The sequence below is a fragment of the Mycobacterium paraseoulense genome (assembly GCF_010731655.1).
Taxonomy (GTDB): Bacteria; Actinomycetota; Actinomycetes; order Mycobacteriales; family Mycobacteriaceae; genus Mycobacterium; species Mycobacterium paraseoulense.
In genome coordinates, this window is record NZ_AP022619.1 from 5,533,418 (window position 1) to 5,550,700 (window position 17,283).

Below are 17,283 nucleotides of genomic sequence, written 5' to 3' on the forward strand. Positions count from 1 at the left end.
GTTTCCCCGCCATAACCTCATGGCTCAGCCAGATGAAATTTCCCGCGTACAGCTCAGCAGAGGAGGCCGCGATGAGCAATAGCCTTCCGGCTCCGGCGGTGGTCGTGGGTGTGGACGGGTCGACGGCGGCCGAGCAAGCTAACGACCAACCCGGGATGTGACGATGGCTGAAGCGAGCACCGATCTGATCGACCGCGCCGACGTGGAGGCGCTCCTGCGCCGCTTCTACGGACGGGCGCTGGCCGACGAGGTGCTGGCCGCGCCGTTCTCCGAGCTGCTGGCCGTCGGTCTGGACTCACACATTCCGACGATGTGCGACTTCTGGGAGACGGTGCTGTTTCGCGCCGGACGGTACCGCGGTAGCGCGCTGCAGGCGCACCGCGACATCCACCGGCGGACACCCCTGTCCAACCGGCACTTTCTGCGCTGGCTCACCATCTGGCACGACACCGTCGACGAAATGTATTGCGGGGCAGCGGCTGAACGGGCAAAGATTCAGGCCGCCAGGATCGCGTGGGCCATGCACCGCCGGCTGACCGGACTCGATGCGCCCGAGCTGCTCGCCACCGTCGCCTCGTGATCAGCCGTGGCTGATCCGCAGCAGCTCGTTCAGGTTGGGCAGCTTGACGCGGGGGCGCCCGTGCGGCTCGCCGGCGGCACGCTCGTGACGGTCGATGATTTCCCAGTGTGCGGAGGTGACCAGCTTCGGCTGGCGTGAGGCGAGCCAGTCGGCCAGCTTGCCGGCGTGGTCGTCGGGGAACTCGGCCAGGCCACCGTCTTTGGCGCTGTGCAGATCTGCCAGCAGGGTGTCGACGGTCTCCTGCGAGTCCTTCTTATTGGTACCGATGACACCGGTCGGTCCGCGCTTGATCCAGCCGACGACGTATTCGTTGCGGCTGCCCTCGATCCGGCCGGCGGTGTTGGGGATCGTGGCGGACTTGTCGTCGAACGGCAGGCCCGGGGTGGGCACGCCGCGGTAGCCGACCGACCGCACCACCAGCTGAACGGGCAGCTCCTCGCGCTCGCCGGTGTCCTTGGCGGACACCCGCCCGTTCTCGTCGGTCACCAGCTCGTTGCGGCCCAGCACGATCCGCTCCACCTTGCCCTCGCCCTTGATCTCGATCGGCGAAGTCATGAACCGGAACACGATCCGACGATGGCCCGGCCGCGGCGTGCGCGCGGCGTAATCGCGCAATACCTTGAGGTTCAGCTTCGTCGTCTTGTCCGCGGCGGCCGCGTCCTCGTCGGTGACGCCCTCCAGCTGGGCGGGGTCGACGATCACGTCAACCCCTTCGAGGTCTCCCAGCTCACGCAGCTCGAGGGTGGTGAACGCGGTCTGCAGGGGCCCACGCCGGCCGAGGATCACCACCTCCTCGACGCCGCACGGTCGCAGCGACTCGAGCGCGTGATCGGCGATGTCGGTGACCCCCAGCACGTCAGGATCGGTGACCAGGATGCGCGCCACGTCGAGCGCCACGTTGCCGTTGCCGACGACCACCGCGCGGGCACCCGAGAGGTCGGGAGTGGCCTGCTCGAAATTGGGGTGCGCGTTGTACCAGCCGACGAAGTCGACGGCCGCGACGCTGCCCGGCAGGTCCTCCCCGGGGATGTTGAGCGCGCGGTCGGACTGTGCCCCGACGGCGTAGACGACGGCGTCGTAGCGCTCGGCCAGCTCGCTGGAATGCACGTGCTCACCAACGACCACGTTGCCGAAGAAGCGGAAGCGCGGGTCCTCGGCGGTCTTTTCGAACTGCTTGCTGATCGACTTGATCTTCGGGTGGTCGGGCGCGACGCCGGAACGCACCAGCCCCCACGGCGTGGGCAGCATCTCCAGCATGTCGACCGCGACATCGATGTCCTCGGCCGTGTCGGCCGCCTTGAGCAGCGACGACGCGGCGAAGAACCCCGACGGTCCGGAGCCGACGATGGCAACGTGGTATGGGCGCATACTCGACCTTCTATTCGTGCCCGGTCAGCGCGCAGGGGGCTGTCGGCGCGCAGCGCGGGGCGCACATGATCGTGACTCGATGCTAAACGCATGACCGCTGGTCGTGGCCTGAGCACTCGCCGGGAGCCGGGGCGCTTGGGAGGTCCCGGTAACGTGGTCGGCTGTGGAACCCGACCGTCAAGCCGACATCGCCGCCCTTGACTCCACCCTGACCACGGTGGAGCGGGTGCTGGATGTGGACGGTCTACGCACCCGCATCGAGAAGCTCGAGCAGGAGGCGTCCGATCCCCAGCTGTGGGACGACCAGACCCGCGCGCAGCGGGTGACCAGCGAGTTGTCGCACGCTCAGGGGGAGTTGCGCCGGGTCGGGGACTTGCGCAGGCGCCTCGACGACCTGCCGGTGCTCTACGAACTCGCGGCCGAGGAGACCGAAGGCGCGGCGAGCAAAGTCGAAGCGCTCGCCGAGGCGGACGCCGAGCTGAAGGCGCTGCGCGCCGATATCGAAGCCACCGAGGTGCGCACCCTGCTCTCCGGTGAGTACGACGAACGCGAAGCCCTGGTCACCATCCGATCCGGCGCCGGCGGCGTGGACGCCGCCGACTGGGCCGAGATGCTGATGCGCATGTACATGCGGTGGGCCGAACAGCACAAGTATCCGGTCGAAGTGTTCGACACCTCCTATGCCGAGGAGGCGGGCATCAAGAGCGCCACGTTCGCGGTGCACGCCCCGTTCGCCTACGGCACGTTGTCCGTCGAGCAGGGCACCCATCGATTGGTGAGGATCAGCCCGTTCGACAACCAAAGTCGGCGCCAGACGTCGTTCGCCGAAGTCGAGGTTCTTCCGGTGGTGGATACCACCGATCACATTGACATCCCGGAAGGCGATGTGCGCGTTGACGTTTACCGCTCCAGCGGTCCGGGTGGCCAATCGGTGAACACCACCGACTCGGCGGTTCGTTTAACGCACATCCCAACGGGTATCGTCGTGACTTGCCAGAACGAAAAATCGCAACTGCAGAACAAGATTTCGGCGATGCGGGTGCTTCAGGCAAAGTTGTTGGAGCGCAAGCGTTCCGAAGAACGCGCCGAGCTGGACGCGTTGAAGGGCGAAGGCGGCAGTTCGTGGGGCAATCAGATGCGCTCCTACGTTCTGCACCCGTATCAGATGGTCAAGGACCTGCGGACCGAGTACGAGGTCGGCAATCCGGCCGCCGTCCTGGATGGAGACATCGACGGGTTCCTGGAAGCGGGAATCCGGTGGCGCAATCGAAAAGATGACGACTAACACAACTTTTTCCGCCTCGACCGCCTTGGCAAAGGCGCTGGGCTGGCACGACTTTTGGCGCGGCGAAGTCGGGCAATGGATCATCACCCGCGGTCTGCGGATCGTGATGGTGTTGATCGTGGCGGTGCTGGCGGCCCGGTTCGTCAACTGGGTGGCCCAGCAGGTGACCCGTCAGCTCAACTTGGGCTTCGCCGAAAGCGACGCGCTGGTGCGCTCGGAAGCGTCCAAACACCGCCAGGCCATGGCCTCGGTGATCTCCTGGGTGTCGGTGGTCCTCATCGCCATCTGGGTGATGATGCAGATCGCCGACGTGCTGCAGTTTTCGGTCGGGGGACTGGTCGCGCCGGCCACGGTGGTCGGTGCCGCGCTGGGTTTCGGGGCGCAGCAGCTGGTCAGGGACCTGCTGTCCGGGTTCTTCATCCTGGCGGAGCGCCAGTACGGCTTCGGAGATCTGGTCACCCTCACGGTCGTCTCGGCGACGGAAGCCAGCGGCACCGTCGAGAACGTGACGTTGCGAGTGACCCGGCTGCGCTCGCCCGACGGCGAGGTCCTGACCATTCCCAACGGGCAGATCGTGAAGGTCGTGAACCTGTCCAAGGACTGGGCGCGCGCGGTGGTGGACATTCCGGTGTCCACCAGCGCCGACCTGAACCGGGTCAACGAGGTCCTGCACCAGGAATGCGACCGCGCTATGGACAACCCGGTGTTGGGCGAATTGCTGTTGGACGCCCCCACGGTGATGGGCGTCGAGAGCATCGAAGTCGACACCGTCACCCTGCGACTGGTGGCCCGCACCCTGCCGGGCAAGCAGTTCGAGGCCGGCCGGCAACTGCGCGTCCTGGTCATTCGGGCGCTGGCCCGCGTCGGCATCATGACCGCGGCGGACGCGACGGTGGGCCTGGTGGACGACCCGTCGGTCCCGGCCGCCCAGGCCGCCGAAGAGCGAATCGGCGATGACGTGCAAGGCGCGGTGCAGAAGCGTTGAAGTTCACCCTGAGCATCTTCGAGAAGCGCAGCGAGGACTCCGATGCGGATCGTCGCTGGCCGCACTACATGTTCGGCGGGCGAGTCCGCACGTCGACCATCGTGTTGATCGTCGCATTCTTCGCCGTGTGGTGGGTCTACGACACCTACCGCCCGGAACCGGCGCCCAAGCCGCCGGCGCAACAGGTGGTGCCGCCGGGTTTCGTCCCCGACCCGAACTACACCTGGGTGCCCCGCAGCCGCGTGCAGCAGCCGCCGGCCACCCCCACCTACACGCCGACCCCGACGAGCACGCCGCCGCCACCGCCGCCACCACCGGTGACGACGACCACCACCCCGCCGGCTCAGCTGCCGCAGCTGCCTTGTCTGCTGCCGCCGCCGTTCTGCCCACCCAGCACGAGCCCGACCGCACCGCCGCCCCAGCTACCGCAGCCGGGGCCCGGTCCGGCGCCAAGTTCACCGCCGCCAGCCAGTTGACTTGGCTTGCCAGCGAAACGCACGGCTACACTGGCGTGCCGTGATGATCACCCTGGACCATGTCAGCAAGAAGTACAAAGCGTCGGCCCGTCCGGCGTTGGAGGACGTCAACGTCAAAATCGACAAGGGTGAATTCGTCTTCCTGATCGGCCCGTCGGGCTCGGGCAAGTCGACGTTCATGCGGCTGCTGCTCGGTGAGGAGAACCCGACGTCCGGCGACATCCGGGTCTCGAAGTTCCATGTCAACAAGTTGCGCGGCCGCCACATACCGAAGTTGCGTCAGGTGATCGGGACCGTCTTCCAGGACTTTCGCCTGCTGCAGCAAAAGACGGTGTACGAGAACGTCGCCTTCGCGCTGGAAGTGATCGGCAAACGGACCGACGCGATCAACCGGGTGGTGCCCGAGGTGCTGGAAACCGTCGGCCTGTCGGGCAAGGCCAACCGGTTGCCGAACGAGTTGTCCGGTGGTGAACAGCAGCGCGTGGCGATCGCGCGCGCGTACGTCAACCGGCCCCTGGTTCTGCTGGCCGACGAGCCGACTGGCAATCTCGACCCCGACACCAGTAAGGACATCATGGATTTGTTGGAGCGGATCAACCGCACCGGGACGACGGTGGTGATGGCGACGCACGACCACCACATCGTCGACTCGATGCGCCAGCGCGTCGTGGAGTTGTCTCTGGGGCGGCTGGTTCGCGACGAGCAGCGCGGCATCTATGGGATGGACCGCTAAGTGCGCTTCGGCTTCCTGTTCAACGAGGTCCTGACCGGTCTTCGTCGCAACGTCACGATGACGGCCGCGATGATCCTCACCACGGCCATCTCCATCGGCCTGTTCGGTGGCGGACTGCTGGTGGTCCGGCTGGCGGACAACTCGCGGGAGATCTATCTGGACCGCGTCGAGACGCAGGTGTTCCTCACCGACGACATCTCCGCCAACGACGCGACGTGCTCGTCCGGCCCATGCAAAGCGCTGCGGGACAAGATCGATGCGCGACAGGACGTCAAATCGGTGCGCTTCGTCAACCGGCAGGACGCCTACAACGAAGCGATCAAGAAGTTCCCGGAGTTCAAGGACGTCGCCGGCAAGGAATCATTTCCCGCGTCGTTCATCGTCAAGTTGAACAACCCCGAACAGCACGCGGAGTTCGATGCCGCGATGCAGGGGCAGCCCGGGGTGCGCAGCATTCTCAACGAAAAGGATTTGATCGACCGGCTGTTCGCGGTTCTGGACGGTTTGCGCGACGCCGCGTTCGCCGTCGCCCTGGTGCAGGCCGTGGGGGCGATCCTGTTGATTGCCAACATGGTCCAAGTCGCGGCGTACACGCGGCGCACCGAAATCGGGATCATGCGGTCGGTCGGCGCCAGCCGCTGGTATACCCAGTTGCCCTTCCTGGTGGAGGCGATGCTGGCCGCGTCCATCGGTGTGGCCATCGCGATCGCCGGCCTGGTTCTGGTGCGGGCCTGGTTCCTCGACAACGCGCTCAGCCAGTTCTACCAAGCCCATTTGATCGCGAAGGTCGACTATGCCGACATCCTCTACATCTCGCCGTGGTTGTTCCTGCTCGGCGTGTCGATGGCAGGCCTGACCGCGTACGCGACTTTGCGCCTCTACATCCGGCGGTAGCTATGGCCAAGGATCCCGGCCGGGCCAAGGGGGCGGGCGGCAAGCGTGGCAGCAAACAGATTGTGGCCACCAATCGCAAAGCGCGGCACAACTATTCGATACTCGAAGAGTTCGAGGCCGGCGTGGCTTTACAGGGGACAGAGGTGAAAAGCCTGCGCGAGGGCCATGCATCGCTGGCCGACGCCTTCGCAACCGTCGACGACGGCGAAGTGTGGTTGCGTAACTTGTACATTCCCGAGTACCAGCACGGTAGCTGGACGAACCATGAGCCCCGTCGGAATCGAAAGTTGTTGTTACATAGGCAACAAATCGACCGTCTGGTCGGAAAGATACGAGATGGTAACCTCGCCCTCGTGCCGATGTCTCTGTATTTCTCCGAGGGAAAGGTCAAGGTCGAGCTCGCGTTGGCGCGCGGCAAGCGAGCGCACGACAAACGTCAGGACATGGCCCGCCGCGATGCCCAGCGCGAAGTGGTCCGTGAGTTGGGTCGCCGAGCCAAGGGCATGAACTGATCGGGGCCGCTTACGCCCAGCTGTCTGCCGTTACCTACGGCGTCAGCGATTTCGTGGGCGGTGTAGCCGCTCGACGGGTGGCAGCGCTGCGCGTGATGCTGGTGGTCTACCCGATCGAGACATTCCTGCTGGGCGCGTTGGCCGTGGCCGTGGGCGGGCCGATTTCGCGCGGTGCCATCTTTTGGGGTTGCCTCTACGGCGTCGGCATGGCGGTCGGCATGTGGGCGTTCTTCGCGGCGCTGGGTGCCGGGCCGATCTCGGTCGTCTCACCGTTGGCGGCCGTCCTCAACGCCGCTGTGCCGGTGGCGGTCGGTGTGGCGCTGGGGGAGCGGCCGGGGCCAGGGGCCTCGGCGGGGGTGGTGCTGGCCCTCATCGCGGTCATGCTGGTGAGCCGGGAGGCCACCGCCCAGGGCGTCACGCCGTATCGATTCACCCCGAAGGTGGCGTGGCTCACGCTCCTGGCCGGCACGGCAATGGGCCTGAACCTGGTGTTTCTGCACCAGGCGCCGTACGCATGCAAACTGTGGCCGCTGGTGTTCGCCCGGCTCTCGGCGACCGTGGTGATCTTCGTGATGGCGGCGGCCAGCAACAACCTGCGCGCGCCGCGCGGGCAGCCCATGAAGCTGGCCTGGGCCGTGGCCCTTTTGGACATCTGTGCCAACGTGACCATGCTGCTGGCGCTGCACACCTGGTTGCTTTCGCTGGCCAGCATCCTGATCTCGCTCTACCCGGCGGCAACCGTGATCCTGGCGATGCTCGTCTTGCGCGAGCGACTGACCCGCTGGCAGGGGTTCGGCATGGTGATGGCCATGGGATCCGTGGCCATGATCGCCGCAAGCTGACGCCTGCGCCCGCCCGGTAGCCGACCGGCCTACTATCCGAGAATGGCCGATCGCCCCGTCACCAAGCTCGACAAGTCCGATGTGCTCGCCGGTCTCTTCGCGGTGTGGGACGACATCACCGCGCTGCTGGACGGGTTGCCGGAAGCGGAGTGGGAGGCGGCCAGCCCGCTGCCCGGTTGGGACGTCAAGGCGTTGGTGGCGCACATAATCGGTACCGAGTCGTTCCTCGCCGGCGTCCACGCGCCCCAACCCGACATCGACGTCTCGACGCTCGAGCACGTCCGCAACGACATCGGTGCGATGAACGAGTGCTGGGTCCGTCACCTCAGCGGGGAACCCGGTGCCGAGGTGCTCAACCGGTTCAGGGACATCACCGACCAGCGGCGCAAAGCGCTGACGGGCATGCCCGACGGAGAGTGGGACGCGGTGACTCTGACGCCGGTCGGTCCGGAGAGCTACGGGCGGTTCATGCGGGTCCGGGTGTTCGACTGTTGGATGCACGAGCAGGACATTCGCGACGCGCTAGGGCGGCCCGCTTCCGATGACCAGCTTGTCGGGCCCGCGTCGGAACTATCCCTCGACGAGATCGCCGCCACGATGGGCTACGTGGTGGGCAAGCGGGCCAAGGCACCGGAGGGCTCGCGGGTCCTGTTTGAATTGACCGGCCCGCTCACCCGGGACATCCGCGTCAGCGTCGACGGCAGGGCCCAATTGGTCGACGACTTCGGCGGCCGGGAGCCGACCGTGACGATTCGGGTGGACGGGCTGCAGTTCACCAGGCTCGCCGGCGGGCGGCGCATGTGCACCGCTCGGTCGCAAAGCATCGACCTTGGCGGCGACGAAGGCGTGGCCGCCCGGATCGTCGATCATCTGAATTTCGTGATCTGATCGCAGCGGGCACCGGGAAGATAAGTCCGTTGCCGCACGTTGATAGCAGCGTATTATGGATTGTCCTGCCGAAAATCGGCGGGGATGCGAGGGGCTGAACGGTTTCGACTTCGCGCATCGAATCAAGGGAAGCGTGCCGGTGCAGGCAAGAGACCACCGTAAGCGTCGTTGCAAACAGATAAGCGCCGATTCACATCAGCGCGACTACGCTCTCGCTGCCTAAGCGACAGCTAGTCCGTCAGACCGGGAACTCCCTCGACCCGGAGCCTGGCGTCAGCTAGAGGGATCCACCGATGAGTTCGGTCGCGGGACTCATCGGGACACCAACAGCGACTGGGATCGTCATCCTGGCTAGTTCGCGTGACCAGGAGATCCGAGCAGAGGCATAGCGAACTGCGCACGGAGAAGCCTTGAGGGAATGCCGTAGGACCCGGGTTCGATTCCCGGCAGCTCCACTTTGGAGGTTCAGCGCCGCGACTCAATCGGTGGTCCGACGCGCGACGTCAGCGAGCAGGGACGTCAAGAGGAGCTCGAATGCTCGATCGTCTCGTCTCAGCGCGGCGTCGGTGAACCCGACGTCATCGGCGAATTCGATCTCGAGTGCTGCGCGGTGCTTGTGCGCCAACCGTTCGAGAAGTACCGAACCCCGGACGAGCTCCGAGACCGCCGCATACGTTTCCTGAGCCGTCTGCTCATCGAGTCCACCTTCGATCATGCAGGCGATCGCCTTCGCGGTCTCCCGTGCACCGAGACGTCGCGCCAAGGGGCTCAGAGCACCTCGAATGAGTATCAGGTCCGTCAACACCGGATCACCGACGAACGTCTGTCGCACTCCGCGGGCGTGCGCCAGCAACGACTCGCGCCAATCGTCCGACTCCACGAAGGCCGGCAACCCGCTGCGACGCAACGCGCGATCGGTCATGGCGTCGAGAAGCTCTGACTTGTTGCGCACGTGCCAATAGACGCTGGTTACGCCCACTCCCAGCGATTTGGCGACCAGTGGAATGCTGAGCTCATCGATCGATGAGTCCGCTGCTACCGCGAAGGCGGCTTCCACGATCGCGTCCGCGGTCAGCGAGCCTCGCGCTCGTCGCTGTGGCGGTGAACTTTGCACCATCACCTTCTTACGCCCGCCGAGAAGCGCGAAGCCCGCGGAACCGTCTCAGCGACGGGTTTGACGGGTCACGATCGAGGAACCGGCCAGTGGCCCGGGCAGGAGTCCGGGTGCGGCGTCGATGACGGCCGGTATCGCGTTGATCGCCGCCATCGCTGTTGCGGCGACGCCGGGGTTGGTGGCGTCGTCTCGCGCGGGGTCGAGGCGAAGGTCGAGGGTCATGTTGGGGAACCCCTCGATGCGGAACACCATTCCGCCCTTGCCGGGTTGCGCTGGGCGCGGCCAGGTGTCGGGCCAGGGTGTGGAGGTCACGGTCGCGAAGTATTGAACCGACACGACAGGCCGCTCGTCGTGGATCGCAGCCAGCCGCCAGCGGTGGGCGCAGATCGTGTTCTGCGGGATCACGCCGAGTGCGGTGTCGAGGTCGTGCGGGGCGAGGATCGTCTCCCAGTCCAACGCCACTCTGTCGACCTCCACGGACAACGTGTCGGCGATGTAGCGCACGACGGGTTCCCAGTCGTTGTTCACCTTGCCCACCGCAATGCGAATGGGAACGTGACCGTCGGGCTTTCCGAAACCCATCGACTCGTGGAGGACCTCCCAGATCGGGTAGGCCAAGTCGAGGTCGAGGGCGTACTCGTCCATTCGATACGAGTCGATCACACCGGCACCGGCCAGCAGCGCGGTCGGCAGGTTCAGGCTCACGAAACCGGGTTCGCACCCCGTCGCGTAGAAGGTTGCGTTGCCTTTTCGAGCGGCCCGCTCGATCGGGTCACGCCAATTCGCCGGGGCGGCTTTCGGATAGACCATCGGGATCGCTGAGATGGTGACGACGTTGATGCCGGCTTCCAGGTAGCCGGCGATGTCGGCGATCACCTCGTCTTCACGCCGGACGGCGGTCGCGCAGTAGGCGATGCAATCCGGCTTGGCATCCAGAACTGCCGCCAGGTCATCCGTCGCTGCGATGCCCACATCGGGGCGTCCACACAATCGACCTGCATCCGTGCCGATCTTCGTCGGCGACGACACTTTGACCCCGATCAGGTCCAGTGCGGGGTCGTCGATGATCGCGCGGAGGGCCACGCTTCCCGTCATGCCGGTGCCGACGTGAACAACACGACGCTTCGCGGTGGCAGGAGATGAAGTCACAGGCGTTGCCTCTCAGCCGATAGCGGGTGTCGGGCGGGCTCGTCGCGAGCCGACGGCGCGATTGCCAACTCATTGGATCCCAACTTACTGTAGGCAATCCTAGTAAGGATTACCAGAAGCCGGTTCAGTTCAGCGGGCCGCGATCGAGGGAGGCGACGCAGGTGCCGAAGCGGACCATCATCATCACTGGGTCGAGCGACGGCTTCGGAGCCGCAGCTAAGCGCCCGATCGTGATCGTGACCGATGCGGCCCAGGGCGTTTGGTGACCTTGCGGGGAGTGGACGGCCGGACGCCTTCGGCGAAAATCCGCGCCCCAAGTGCTATCTGGGCGCGAATGTCGGCCTCGGCGGTACCGAACCAGCGCGGACCGACGGTCGTGGTGAAGATCGTGAAATTGGCGAGCAACTCCGCCAGAGTGACGGGGTCAACGTCAGGAGTGATTTGGCCGAGACCTTGATAATGGGCGACGCCCTTGGCGATCACCGACACACGGTGCTCGTGATTGGGACGCACGACTCGCATGGAGAACGAGGGGTCGGATAACGCGCGTCCCGCTATGTCCCAGCCCGGCACCGTGCCCTGGCCATGATGAAGTCGCGTGTCGAAGAGCTGCTCAACAAACTCGACGAATTGGTTAGGCAAAGCCTCCATCACTTTGTCTTCTGCTTCGGTAACTCCCTCAGCGATCTGACGTGATACCACTTGTTCGAAGATGCCCTGCTTGTCACCGAAATAGTGAAAAAGCATGGATTCTGAACAGCCGGCACGGCGAGCTATCTCTTTCGTCACCGCCGCATCAAACCCCTGTTCGGCGAAGACTTCAGTGGCCGCCTCTAGTAGCGCGCGCTGCTTCCCGTCCTTATCGCGGACTCGCTTCGCGCTACTGGTCATAGGAACACCGTAACGCGACGACACGCTTCATCATTGACATTGGGCTCCGCAGGTGGTCATTATCAAGTGGCACTTGACAATAGCCTCGCGACGTCGTTAAATGCGTCGACAATGAAGATGAACGCAGCGGTCTTGTGGGATGTGCACCAGGAGTGGAGCGTCGAGGAGATCGAGCTCGATGGCCCCAAAGAAGGCGAGGTGCTCGTCTCCTTTGAGGCGACGGGGCTATGTCACTCCGATCACCACGTTCGCGAGGGTGATCTTCCCCTCGCGCTACCTCTCGTCGGGGGCCACGAAGGCGCGGGCATCGTCCAAGAGGTCGGGCCGGGCGTCCGGAACCTGAACGTCGGCGATCATGTGGTGGGCTTGTTCCTGCCGGCGTGCGGGCGATGCCGTTGGTGCTCGAGCGGCCACCAGAACTTGTGTGACCTCGGTGCCCAGATGGCGACCGGCGAGCAACTTGACGGCGGCTTTCGCCGTCACGCCAAGGGCCGCGACATCGGCGCGCTGGCCTGGCTCGGCGCATTTGCGCAATACGGCACCGTGCCGGAGGCATCGGTGGTCAAGATCGACGACGACCTCCCGCTGAGCCGCGCCTGTCTCGTGGGCTGCGGCGTGACCACCGGTTGGGGCTCGGCGGTCAACACGGCCGAAGTCAAACCTGGCGACACCGTCGTCGTGATCGGGTGCGGCGGAATCGGCAGTGGGGCGATCCAGGGGGCGCGGCTGGCCGGGGCCGAGAAGATCATCGCCGTCGACATCGTAGAAGGCAAGCGGGACATGGTGTCTCAGTTCGGAGCCACCCACTTCGCGAGGTCGATGGAGGAGGCGACGGCCTTGGTGGCGGATCTGACCCGCGGCGTGATGGCCGACTCCGCCATCGTGACGGTCGGCCTGGTGGAAGCCCCGATGATCGTCGACGCACTCAACATCGTCAGCAAGAACGGCGCCGTCGTCATCACCGCGCTGGGGTCGATGCTCGACATGACGGCGAGCCTGCCGATGTCGATGGTCGCGCTGGTCACGCTGTATCAGAAGCGCGTGCTGGGAAGCCTTTACGGCCAAGCCAACCCGCGTGCCGACATTCCGCGACTGCTCAGCCTCTATCGCGAGGGCAAGCTTCTACTCGATGAAACAGTCACCACCGAATACAAGCTGGCCGACATCAACGACGCATACGACGACATGCTCGCCGGCCGAAACATTCGCGGCGTGATCATTCACGAACACTGACTCCTCGAGCTGAACGCGTCAGTCCAGCCTCACTCGCGGCCCGGGTGTGAACACCACAGGAATCTTGCGGAACCCTCGGGTCACGGAGTTACCGTGAAAGACCGACTCGGCATCGGTCGCTACGGTGTAGTCGGGCATCCGGGCCAGCACCTGCTCGACGCCGATGCGAAACTCCAGCCGCGCGAGGTTCGAGCCCAGGCAACGGTGAACGCCGGCGCCAAACCCGAGATGGCGGTTGGTTTCTCGGTCGAGGAGGCATCGGTGCGCATCGGGAAACTCGCGGTCGTCGCGATTGGCGGATGCGTAGTTGACGATGACCTGTTGTCCCGGGCACAGGCTCTGCCCACCGATCTCGACCTCCTTGGTAACCGTGCGCGGAATGCCGTGAATCGAGCCGGCGAAGCGGATCAGTTCCTCGACCGCAGTCGGCATGAGCTCGGGTTCGTGGATCAGCCGATCCCGTTCGTCGGGACGGGTGCCCAGGTAGTGGAAAGCGCACGACATCGCGCTGGCCGTCGTCTCCAAGCCCGCTTGCACCAAGAGCATCGCGTTCGACACGACGTCATCGAATTTCAGTCTGACACCGTCGATCTCCGCTGATAGCAGGACGTCAATCATGTCGTCTTGAGGTTCACCTTGCATCCGTGTTGTGACGGCATGGGTGATGTGCTGGTAGAGGCCGCCCCAAGCCGTTAGGCGGATCTCTTCGGTTTCCCCGTTCAGCGCTGTATCGGTGAGCTCGATGCACAGCGGAACGTCGCCGACCGGCATGCCGAGCAGATACTTGAAGAACACGATCCCAGGTTGCTGCCAGGCGACCACCGCCAAATCGCCGCGGCCGTCTTCGATGAACCCATCGATCAATGCATCGGTTTCGGCGCGGATCTGCGGTTGCAGCTGCTTCATGCGGCCTGGGGAGAAGTACGGGTTGAGCACTTTACGGAGCGCCTGCTGGCGCGGTGGGTCCAAGAGGATGACGACGTCACCCGATAGCTGCATAGCGTCGCCGGGCGGCGGCGTGCTCGAAAAAGTGTCCCAGTCCCTGAGGATTTCGTAGCACTCGTCGTAAGTCATCGCCAACCAGGCACCGTCTTCCCGCGTGCTCAGAAACGGGAAGTCGGTATGCGCGATTGCCGCCTTGTCGCGCATGTGCGAATACAGCTCGTACAAGAAGTCCGGATCCTTGAAATCCTCGTGGCGAAGATCGAAGTTCTCGGCATGGTCCTCGAGCGACTTGGGCACTGGGGCGTAATCCTTCTCTTCGTGCGACCACGACGTCGGTGTCGCGGCTTCGCTACGCGGTCCTCCTGCAGCGGTCGGCCTCGGGCCGACTCGTACGTCCGAAAGCCGTGTTTTCGCACGATAGATGCCCAAAAACCGGTCGTCAAGTGTCACTCGATAATCGCGCGCAGCACTATCGAGTGTTACTTGACAAGTTCGATTCACACTCATAGTGTCCGAAGAGGTTGGGAGTCGTCGGCGATCAAGCGCGCTCCGCCCGACGAACCGACGCGCAGCCGCCGGACGATCACACAACGGCCCCAGGGAGTATCCGTGGAACAAGATCTGCAGTGGCTCATCTCCGTCGATGACCACATCATCGAGCCGCCGAACGTCTGGGTCGATCGCGCATCCGCCGCTGACCGCGATCGCGTGCCGCACGTCGAACGCATCAACGGTGTCGACACATGGGTCTACGAGAGGCATCGCGCCACAGTCATGGGCATCTTGGTGGCCGCCCATCAGCAGCCCGACGATTACTCCCCGCTGTCGGTCAACTACGACGATCTGCCGAAGGTCTACTTCGACCCGAAGGCCCGAATCCCAGACATGGACGAGGATCACGTCATCGCCGGATTGAACTTCCCGTTCTTTCCGCGCTTCTGCGGACAGGTATTTTCGCAAGTTCAGGACAGGGAACTCGGGTTGAAATGCCTCAAGGCATACAACGACTACATCATCGACGAGTGGTGTGGGGCGGCGCCGGGCCGCTACATTCCGATGATCATCGTTCCGCTGTGGGACACCGCACTCGCGGTCGCCGAAGTGCACCGGTGCGCAGACAAGGGTGCGAAGGCGATCGCATTTTCCGAGAACGTGCACGCGCTCGGCTTCCCGTCGATCCACTCGGGGGAGTGGGACGGATTCTTCGCGGCAGCGAACGAAACGAAGATGCCGCTCTGCACGCACATCGGGTCGTCGTCCGTCAGCCCGAACACGTCGCCCGATGCGCCGTTCGGCGTGCAGTCGGTGAACATCGGTCTCAACCTGGCCCACTCCACAACGGACTGGCTGTTCTCGGGCAAGCTGCAGAAGTTCCCCGACCTCAAGATCGTTCTGGCCGAGGGTGGCATCGGGTGGATCCCTTACCTGCTCGAGCGGGCGGAGCACGTCGCCTCCGAATATCGCTACCTACGAGCCAACAACTGGACGGTCGACCCGGCGACCATGCGGATGAGCGCAATCGCCGCGGACCCGGCCGTCTTCCCGGAGTCGCCTCGACAGTTGTTCCGCGATCACATCTACGGCTGTTTCATCGAGGACGAATTCGGCGCTGCCAACCTCGATTACATCGGCGTCGAGAACGTGATGATCGAAACCGACTACCCGCACACCGACAGCCTCTGGCCCCGTTCACTGGAAGCCGCGCTCAAGAGCCTCGAGGGCAGGTCGGACGGGGACAAGTACAAAGTGCTGCAAGGCAATGCCCGGCGCGTCTTCAACTTCGAACCCGCTCCGTACCCGGTCGCGAAGTAGCGGCGTGGCGATCCGCCAGTACGAGAACTTCATCGACGGTCGATGGACGAGTGACAACGCCGGCGCGCTGATAGACGTGGTCGACCCGGCCACCGAAGAACTGGTCGGCCGCGTTCTCGACGGCGGTGCAAAGCAAGCCGTCATGGCCATCGAAGCGGCGCGCCGGGCATTCGACGAAGGTCCTTGGCCGTGGATGTCGGTGCGCGACCGCGCGAGAATCCTGAAGCGCTTCAGCGAGATCATGGAGTCACGGCACGACGAGCTTCGCGAGCTCATCGTTTCCGAGATCGGCTCGGTGGGCTTCCTCACCGACTTTCTGCAGGTGGGCGGGGCGATCGAAGCATCCCACTATTACAGCGATTTCGTCGAGCACGACGTCACCTGGGTGGAGACTCCGGGAGGGCCGACGGTGTCACCGACCGGGCTCGGCGGCACCGTCGTCGTTCGGGAGCCCGTCGGGGTGGTCGGCGTGATCACACCGTTCAACTTCCCCTTCTCGATCAACCTGCAAAAGTGCCTGCCCGCGCTGGCGGTCGGTTGCACGGTCGTCTTGAAACCACATCCGTGGACGCCGATGAATGCGCTGGAACTGGCCAGGATCGGCGAGGAGGCCGGCATACCGGCGGGTGTCTTCAACGTCGTGGTTGGCGGCGGCGATGTGGGGGAGGAGCTGTCAACGAATCCCCTGGTGGACATGATCGCTTTCACCGGGTCGACGGAGACCGGAAAGCGCATCCGGGAGGTTTCGGCGCGCACGATGAAGCGGGCTCAGCTGGAACTGGGCGGGAAGAGTGCTCACATCGTTCTCGACGACGTGACCGAATCCGACGTCGCCGGTATCGGTTTCGGTCAAGTGCTGATGCATTCGGGACAGGCATGCGTCGCCGCGTCGCGCCTGTTGCTGCCTGAGCACTTGCTCGATTCCTACATCGACGGCGTGAAGGCCATGGCGCCGAACCTCACCATCGGTGACCCCCGCGACCCGGCCACGGTGGTTGGTCCGCTGATCCGTGAACAGCAGCGGCGGCGGGTCGAGGGCTACGTGCAATCGGCGCTCGACGAGGGAGCCACGCTGGTGGTCGGAGGCAAACGGCCCGAACATCTGAGCAGAGGCTTCTTCTACGAGCCGACGGCGTTCGTTAACTGTCACAACAAAATGCGGATCTGCCGGGAAGAAGTGTTCGGCCCAGTTCTGACAGTGCAGACTTACCAGAGTCAAGACGAGGCGATCCGGATCGCCAACGACTCCGACTACGGACTCGCAGGGCTCGTCATGACACACAACGCCGCACGCGGGTTCAACGTGGCGCGCCAAATCCGCACCGGCACGATCATCGTCCAGTGCTGCGGCGGTGGCCCGGCAGATCCCGGTCTTAATCCGGGCAACGGCGAGGGCCCGGGCTGGTCGGTGCCCGCGCGTGGAATGTTCAACGGCGGAGGCCCTTTCGGTGGTTTCAAGCACAGCGGTCTGGGGCGCGAGCAGGGCCGCTGGGGCTTCGAGGAGTTCACCGAGATCAAGTCGATCTCGTGGATGTGAGGCTCCAGTGCACGCGGGCATCGGAATTCTGAAAGGTTG

17 protein-coding genes and 1 other RNA gene are annotated in these 17,283 nt (G+C 64.6%); 13 read left to right on the forward strand and 5 right to left on the reverse strand.

Annotated elements, in window-relative coordinates; all coding sequences use genetic code 11:
- Window positions 1–163: 163 nt before the first annotated feature.
- Complete coding sequence (locus G6N51_RS25850) at window positions 164–580, forward strand: group III truncated hemoglobin (RefSeq protein ID WP_083173446.1); 417 nt, start codon at window positions 164–166, stop codon at window positions 578–580.
- Here the strand turns inward: G6N51_RS25850 and G6N51_RS25855 are convergent, their stop codons facing one another.
- The gene (locus G6N51_RS25855; protein ID WP_083173429.1) at window positions 581–1,948 is read right to left on the reverse strand and encodes an FAD-dependent oxidoreductase; all 1,368 of its coding nucleotides are present in this window, start codon (window positions 1,946–1,948) and stop codon (window positions 581–583) included.
- A 163-nt stretch (window positions 1,949–2,111) separates the two neighbouring features.
- Between G6N51_RS25855 and prfB the strand changes: the two genes are divergently transcribed.
- The 9 genes from prfB to ssrA all read left to right on the forward strand — a co-directional run bounded on the left by prfB (window position 2,112) and on the right by ssrA (window position 9,021).
- Window positions 2,112–3,233 carry a peptide chain release factor 2 gene (prfB, locus tag G6N51_RS25860; protein ID WP_083173430.1) on the forward strand — a complete coding sequence of 374 codons (1,122 nt, stop codon included), beginning with the start codon at window positions 2,112–2,114 and terminating at the stop codon, window positions 3,231–3,233.
- On the forward strand, window positions 3,223–4,218 hold the full coding sequence (locus G6N51_RS25865; RefSeq protein WP_083173431.1) for a mechanosensitive ion channel family protein: 996 nt from the start codon (window positions 3,223–3,225) through the stop codon (window positions 4,216–4,218). Before prfB ends, G6N51_RS25865 begins: the two co-directional genes overlap by 11 nt.
- Window positions 4,215–4,694 (forward strand): hypothetical protein, encoded by a 480-nt coding sequence (locus tag G6N51_RS25870; protein WP_083173432.1) that lies wholly within the window; start codon window positions 4,215–4,217, stop codon window positions 4,692–4,694. The genes G6N51_RS25865 and G6N51_RS25870 overlap by 4 nt, the downstream gene beginning before the upstream one ends.
- Before the next feature lie 43 nt (window positions 4,695–4,737).
- On the forward strand, window positions 4,738–5,427 hold the full coding sequence (ftsE, locus tag G6N51_RS25875) for a cell division ATP-binding protein FtsE (RefSeq protein ID WP_067920955.1): 690 nt from the start codon (window positions 4,738–4,740) through the stop codon (window positions 5,425–5,427).
- On the forward strand, window positions 5,428–6,321 hold the full coding sequence (ftsX, locus tag G6N51_RS25880; RefSeq protein WP_083173433.1) for a permease-like cell division protein FtsX: 894 nt from the start codon (window positions 5,428–5,430) through the stop codon (window positions 6,319–6,321).
- A gap of 2 nt (window positions 6,322–6,323) precedes the next feature.
- On the forward strand, window positions 6,324–6,833 hold the full coding sequence (smpB, locus tag G6N51_RS25885) for an SsrA-binding protein SmpB (RefSeq protein WP_163750833.1): 510 nt from the start codon (window positions 6,324–6,326) through the stop codon (window positions 6,831–6,833).
- A 92-nt stretch (window positions 6,834–6,925) separates the two neighbouring features.
- A complete protein-coding gene (locus G6N51_RS25890; protein WP_174814422.1) occupies window positions 6,926–7,675 on the forward strand; it encodes an EamA family transporter in 750 nt (249 codons plus the stop codon).
- Between the two features lie 42 nt (window positions 7,676–7,717).
- A complete protein-coding gene (locus G6N51_RS25895) occupies window positions 7,718–8,563 on the forward strand; it encodes a maleylpyruvate isomerase family mycothiol-dependent enzyme (protein ID WP_083172477.1) in 846 nt (281 codons plus the stop codon).
- A gap of 90 nt (window positions 8,564–8,653) precedes the next feature.
- Window positions 8,654–9,021: a transfer-messenger RNA gene (ssrA, locus tag G6N51_RS25900) on the forward strand.
- A 20-nt stretch (window positions 9,022–9,041) separates the two neighbouring features.
- On the opposite strand, the gene G6N51_RS25905 is transcribed toward ssrA, so the two are convergent.
- The 3 genes from G6N51_RS25905 to G6N51_RS25915 form a co-directional block, all read right to left on the reverse strand.
- Window positions 9,042–9,677 (reverse strand): TetR/AcrR family transcriptional regulator, encoded by a 636-nt coding sequence (locus G6N51_RS25905; RefSeq protein ID WP_158086227.1) that lies wholly within the window; start codon window positions 9,675–9,677, stop codon window positions 9,042–9,044.
- A 48-nt stretch (window positions 9,678–9,725) separates the two neighbouring features.
- Window positions 9,726–10,772, reverse strand: coding sequence for a dihydrodipicolinate reductase (locus tag G6N51_RS25910; RefSeq protein WP_232078483.1), 1,047 nt, complete (start codon window positions 10,770–10,772; stop codon window positions 9,726–9,728).
- Between the two features lie 270 nt (window positions 10,773–11,042).
- Complete coding sequence (locus G6N51_RS25915; RefSeq protein ID WP_083172481.1) at window positions 11,043–11,717, reverse strand: TetR/AcrR family transcriptional regulator; 675 nt, start codon at window positions 11,715–11,717, stop codon at window positions 11,043–11,045.
- A gap of 111 nt (window positions 11,718–11,828) precedes the next feature.
- On the opposite strand from G6N51_RS25915, the gene G6N51_RS25920 reads away from it, so the two are divergent.
- Window positions 11,829–12,950, forward strand: coding sequence for an NDMA-dependent alcohol dehydrogenase (locus G6N51_RS25920; RefSeq protein ID WP_083172483.1), 1,122 nt, complete (start codon window positions 11,829–11,831; stop codon window positions 12,948–12,950).
- An 18-nt stretch (window positions 12,951–12,968) separates the two neighbouring features.
- Here the strand turns inward: G6N51_RS25920 and G6N51_RS25925 are convergent, their stop codons facing one another.
- Window positions 12,969–14,192 carry a cytochrome P450 gene (locus G6N51_RS25925; protein WP_142274997.1) on the reverse strand — a complete coding sequence of 408 codons (1,224 nt, stop codon included), beginning with the start codon at window positions 14,190–14,192 and terminating at the stop codon, window positions 12,969–12,971.
- Between the two features lie 312 nt (window positions 14,193–14,504).
- Between G6N51_RS25925 and G6N51_RS25930 the strand changes: the two genes are divergently transcribed.
- Entirely contained in the window at window positions 14,505–15,707 is a 1,203-nt protein-coding gene (locus G6N51_RS25930) for an amidohydrolase family protein (RefSeq protein WP_083172486.1), read from the forward strand.
- Between the two features lie 4 nt (window positions 15,708–15,711).
- Window positions 15,712–17,244, forward strand: coding sequence for an aldehyde dehydrogenase family protein (locus G6N51_RS25935; protein WP_083172488.1), 1,533 nt, complete (start codon window positions 15,712–15,714; stop codon window positions 17,242–17,244).
- Window positions 17,245–17,283: the final 39 nt, after the last annotated feature.

What these genes read in the sequence shown, in the direction of transcription:
- G6N51_RS25850 (WP_083173446.1), top strand. Translation starts at nt 164, where the DNA reads ATGGCTGAAGCGAGCACCGATCTGATCGACCGCGCCGACGTGGAGGCG.
- G6N51_RS25855 (WP_083173429.1), bottom strand. Translation starts at nt 1,948, where the DNA reads ATGCGCCCATACCACGTTGCCATCGTCGGCTCCGGACCGTCGGGGTTC.
- G6N51_RS25865 (WP_083173431.1), top strand. Translation starts at nt 3,223, where the DNA reads ATGACGACTAACACAACTTTTTCCGCCTCGACCGCCTTGGCAAAGGCG.
- ftsE (WP_067920955.1), top strand. Translation starts at nt 4,738, where the DNA reads ATGATCACCCTGGACCATGTCAGCAAGAAGTACAAAGCGTCGGCCCGT.
- smpB (WP_163750833.1), top strand. Translation starts at nt 6,324, where the DNA reads ATGGCCAAGGATCCCGGCCGGGCCAAGGGGGCGGGCGGCAAGCGTGGC.
- G6N51_RS25895 (WP_083172477.1), top strand. Translation starts at nt 7,718, where the DNA reads ATGGCCGATCGCCCCGTCACCAAGCTCGACAAGTCCGATGTGCTCGCC.
- G6N51_RS25910 (WP_232078483.1), bottom strand. Translation starts at nt 10,772, where the DNA reads ATGACGGGAAGCGTGGCCCTCCGCGCGATCATCGACGACCCCGCACTG.
- G6N51_RS25915 (WP_083172481.1), bottom strand. Translation starts at nt 11,717, where the DNA reads ATGACCAGTAGCGCGAAGCGAGTCCGCGATAAGGACGGGAAGCAGCGC.
- G6N51_RS25920 (WP_083172483.1), top strand. Translation starts at nt 11,829, where the DNA reads ATGAAGATGAACGCAGCGGTCTTGTGGGATGTGCACCAGGAGTGGAGC.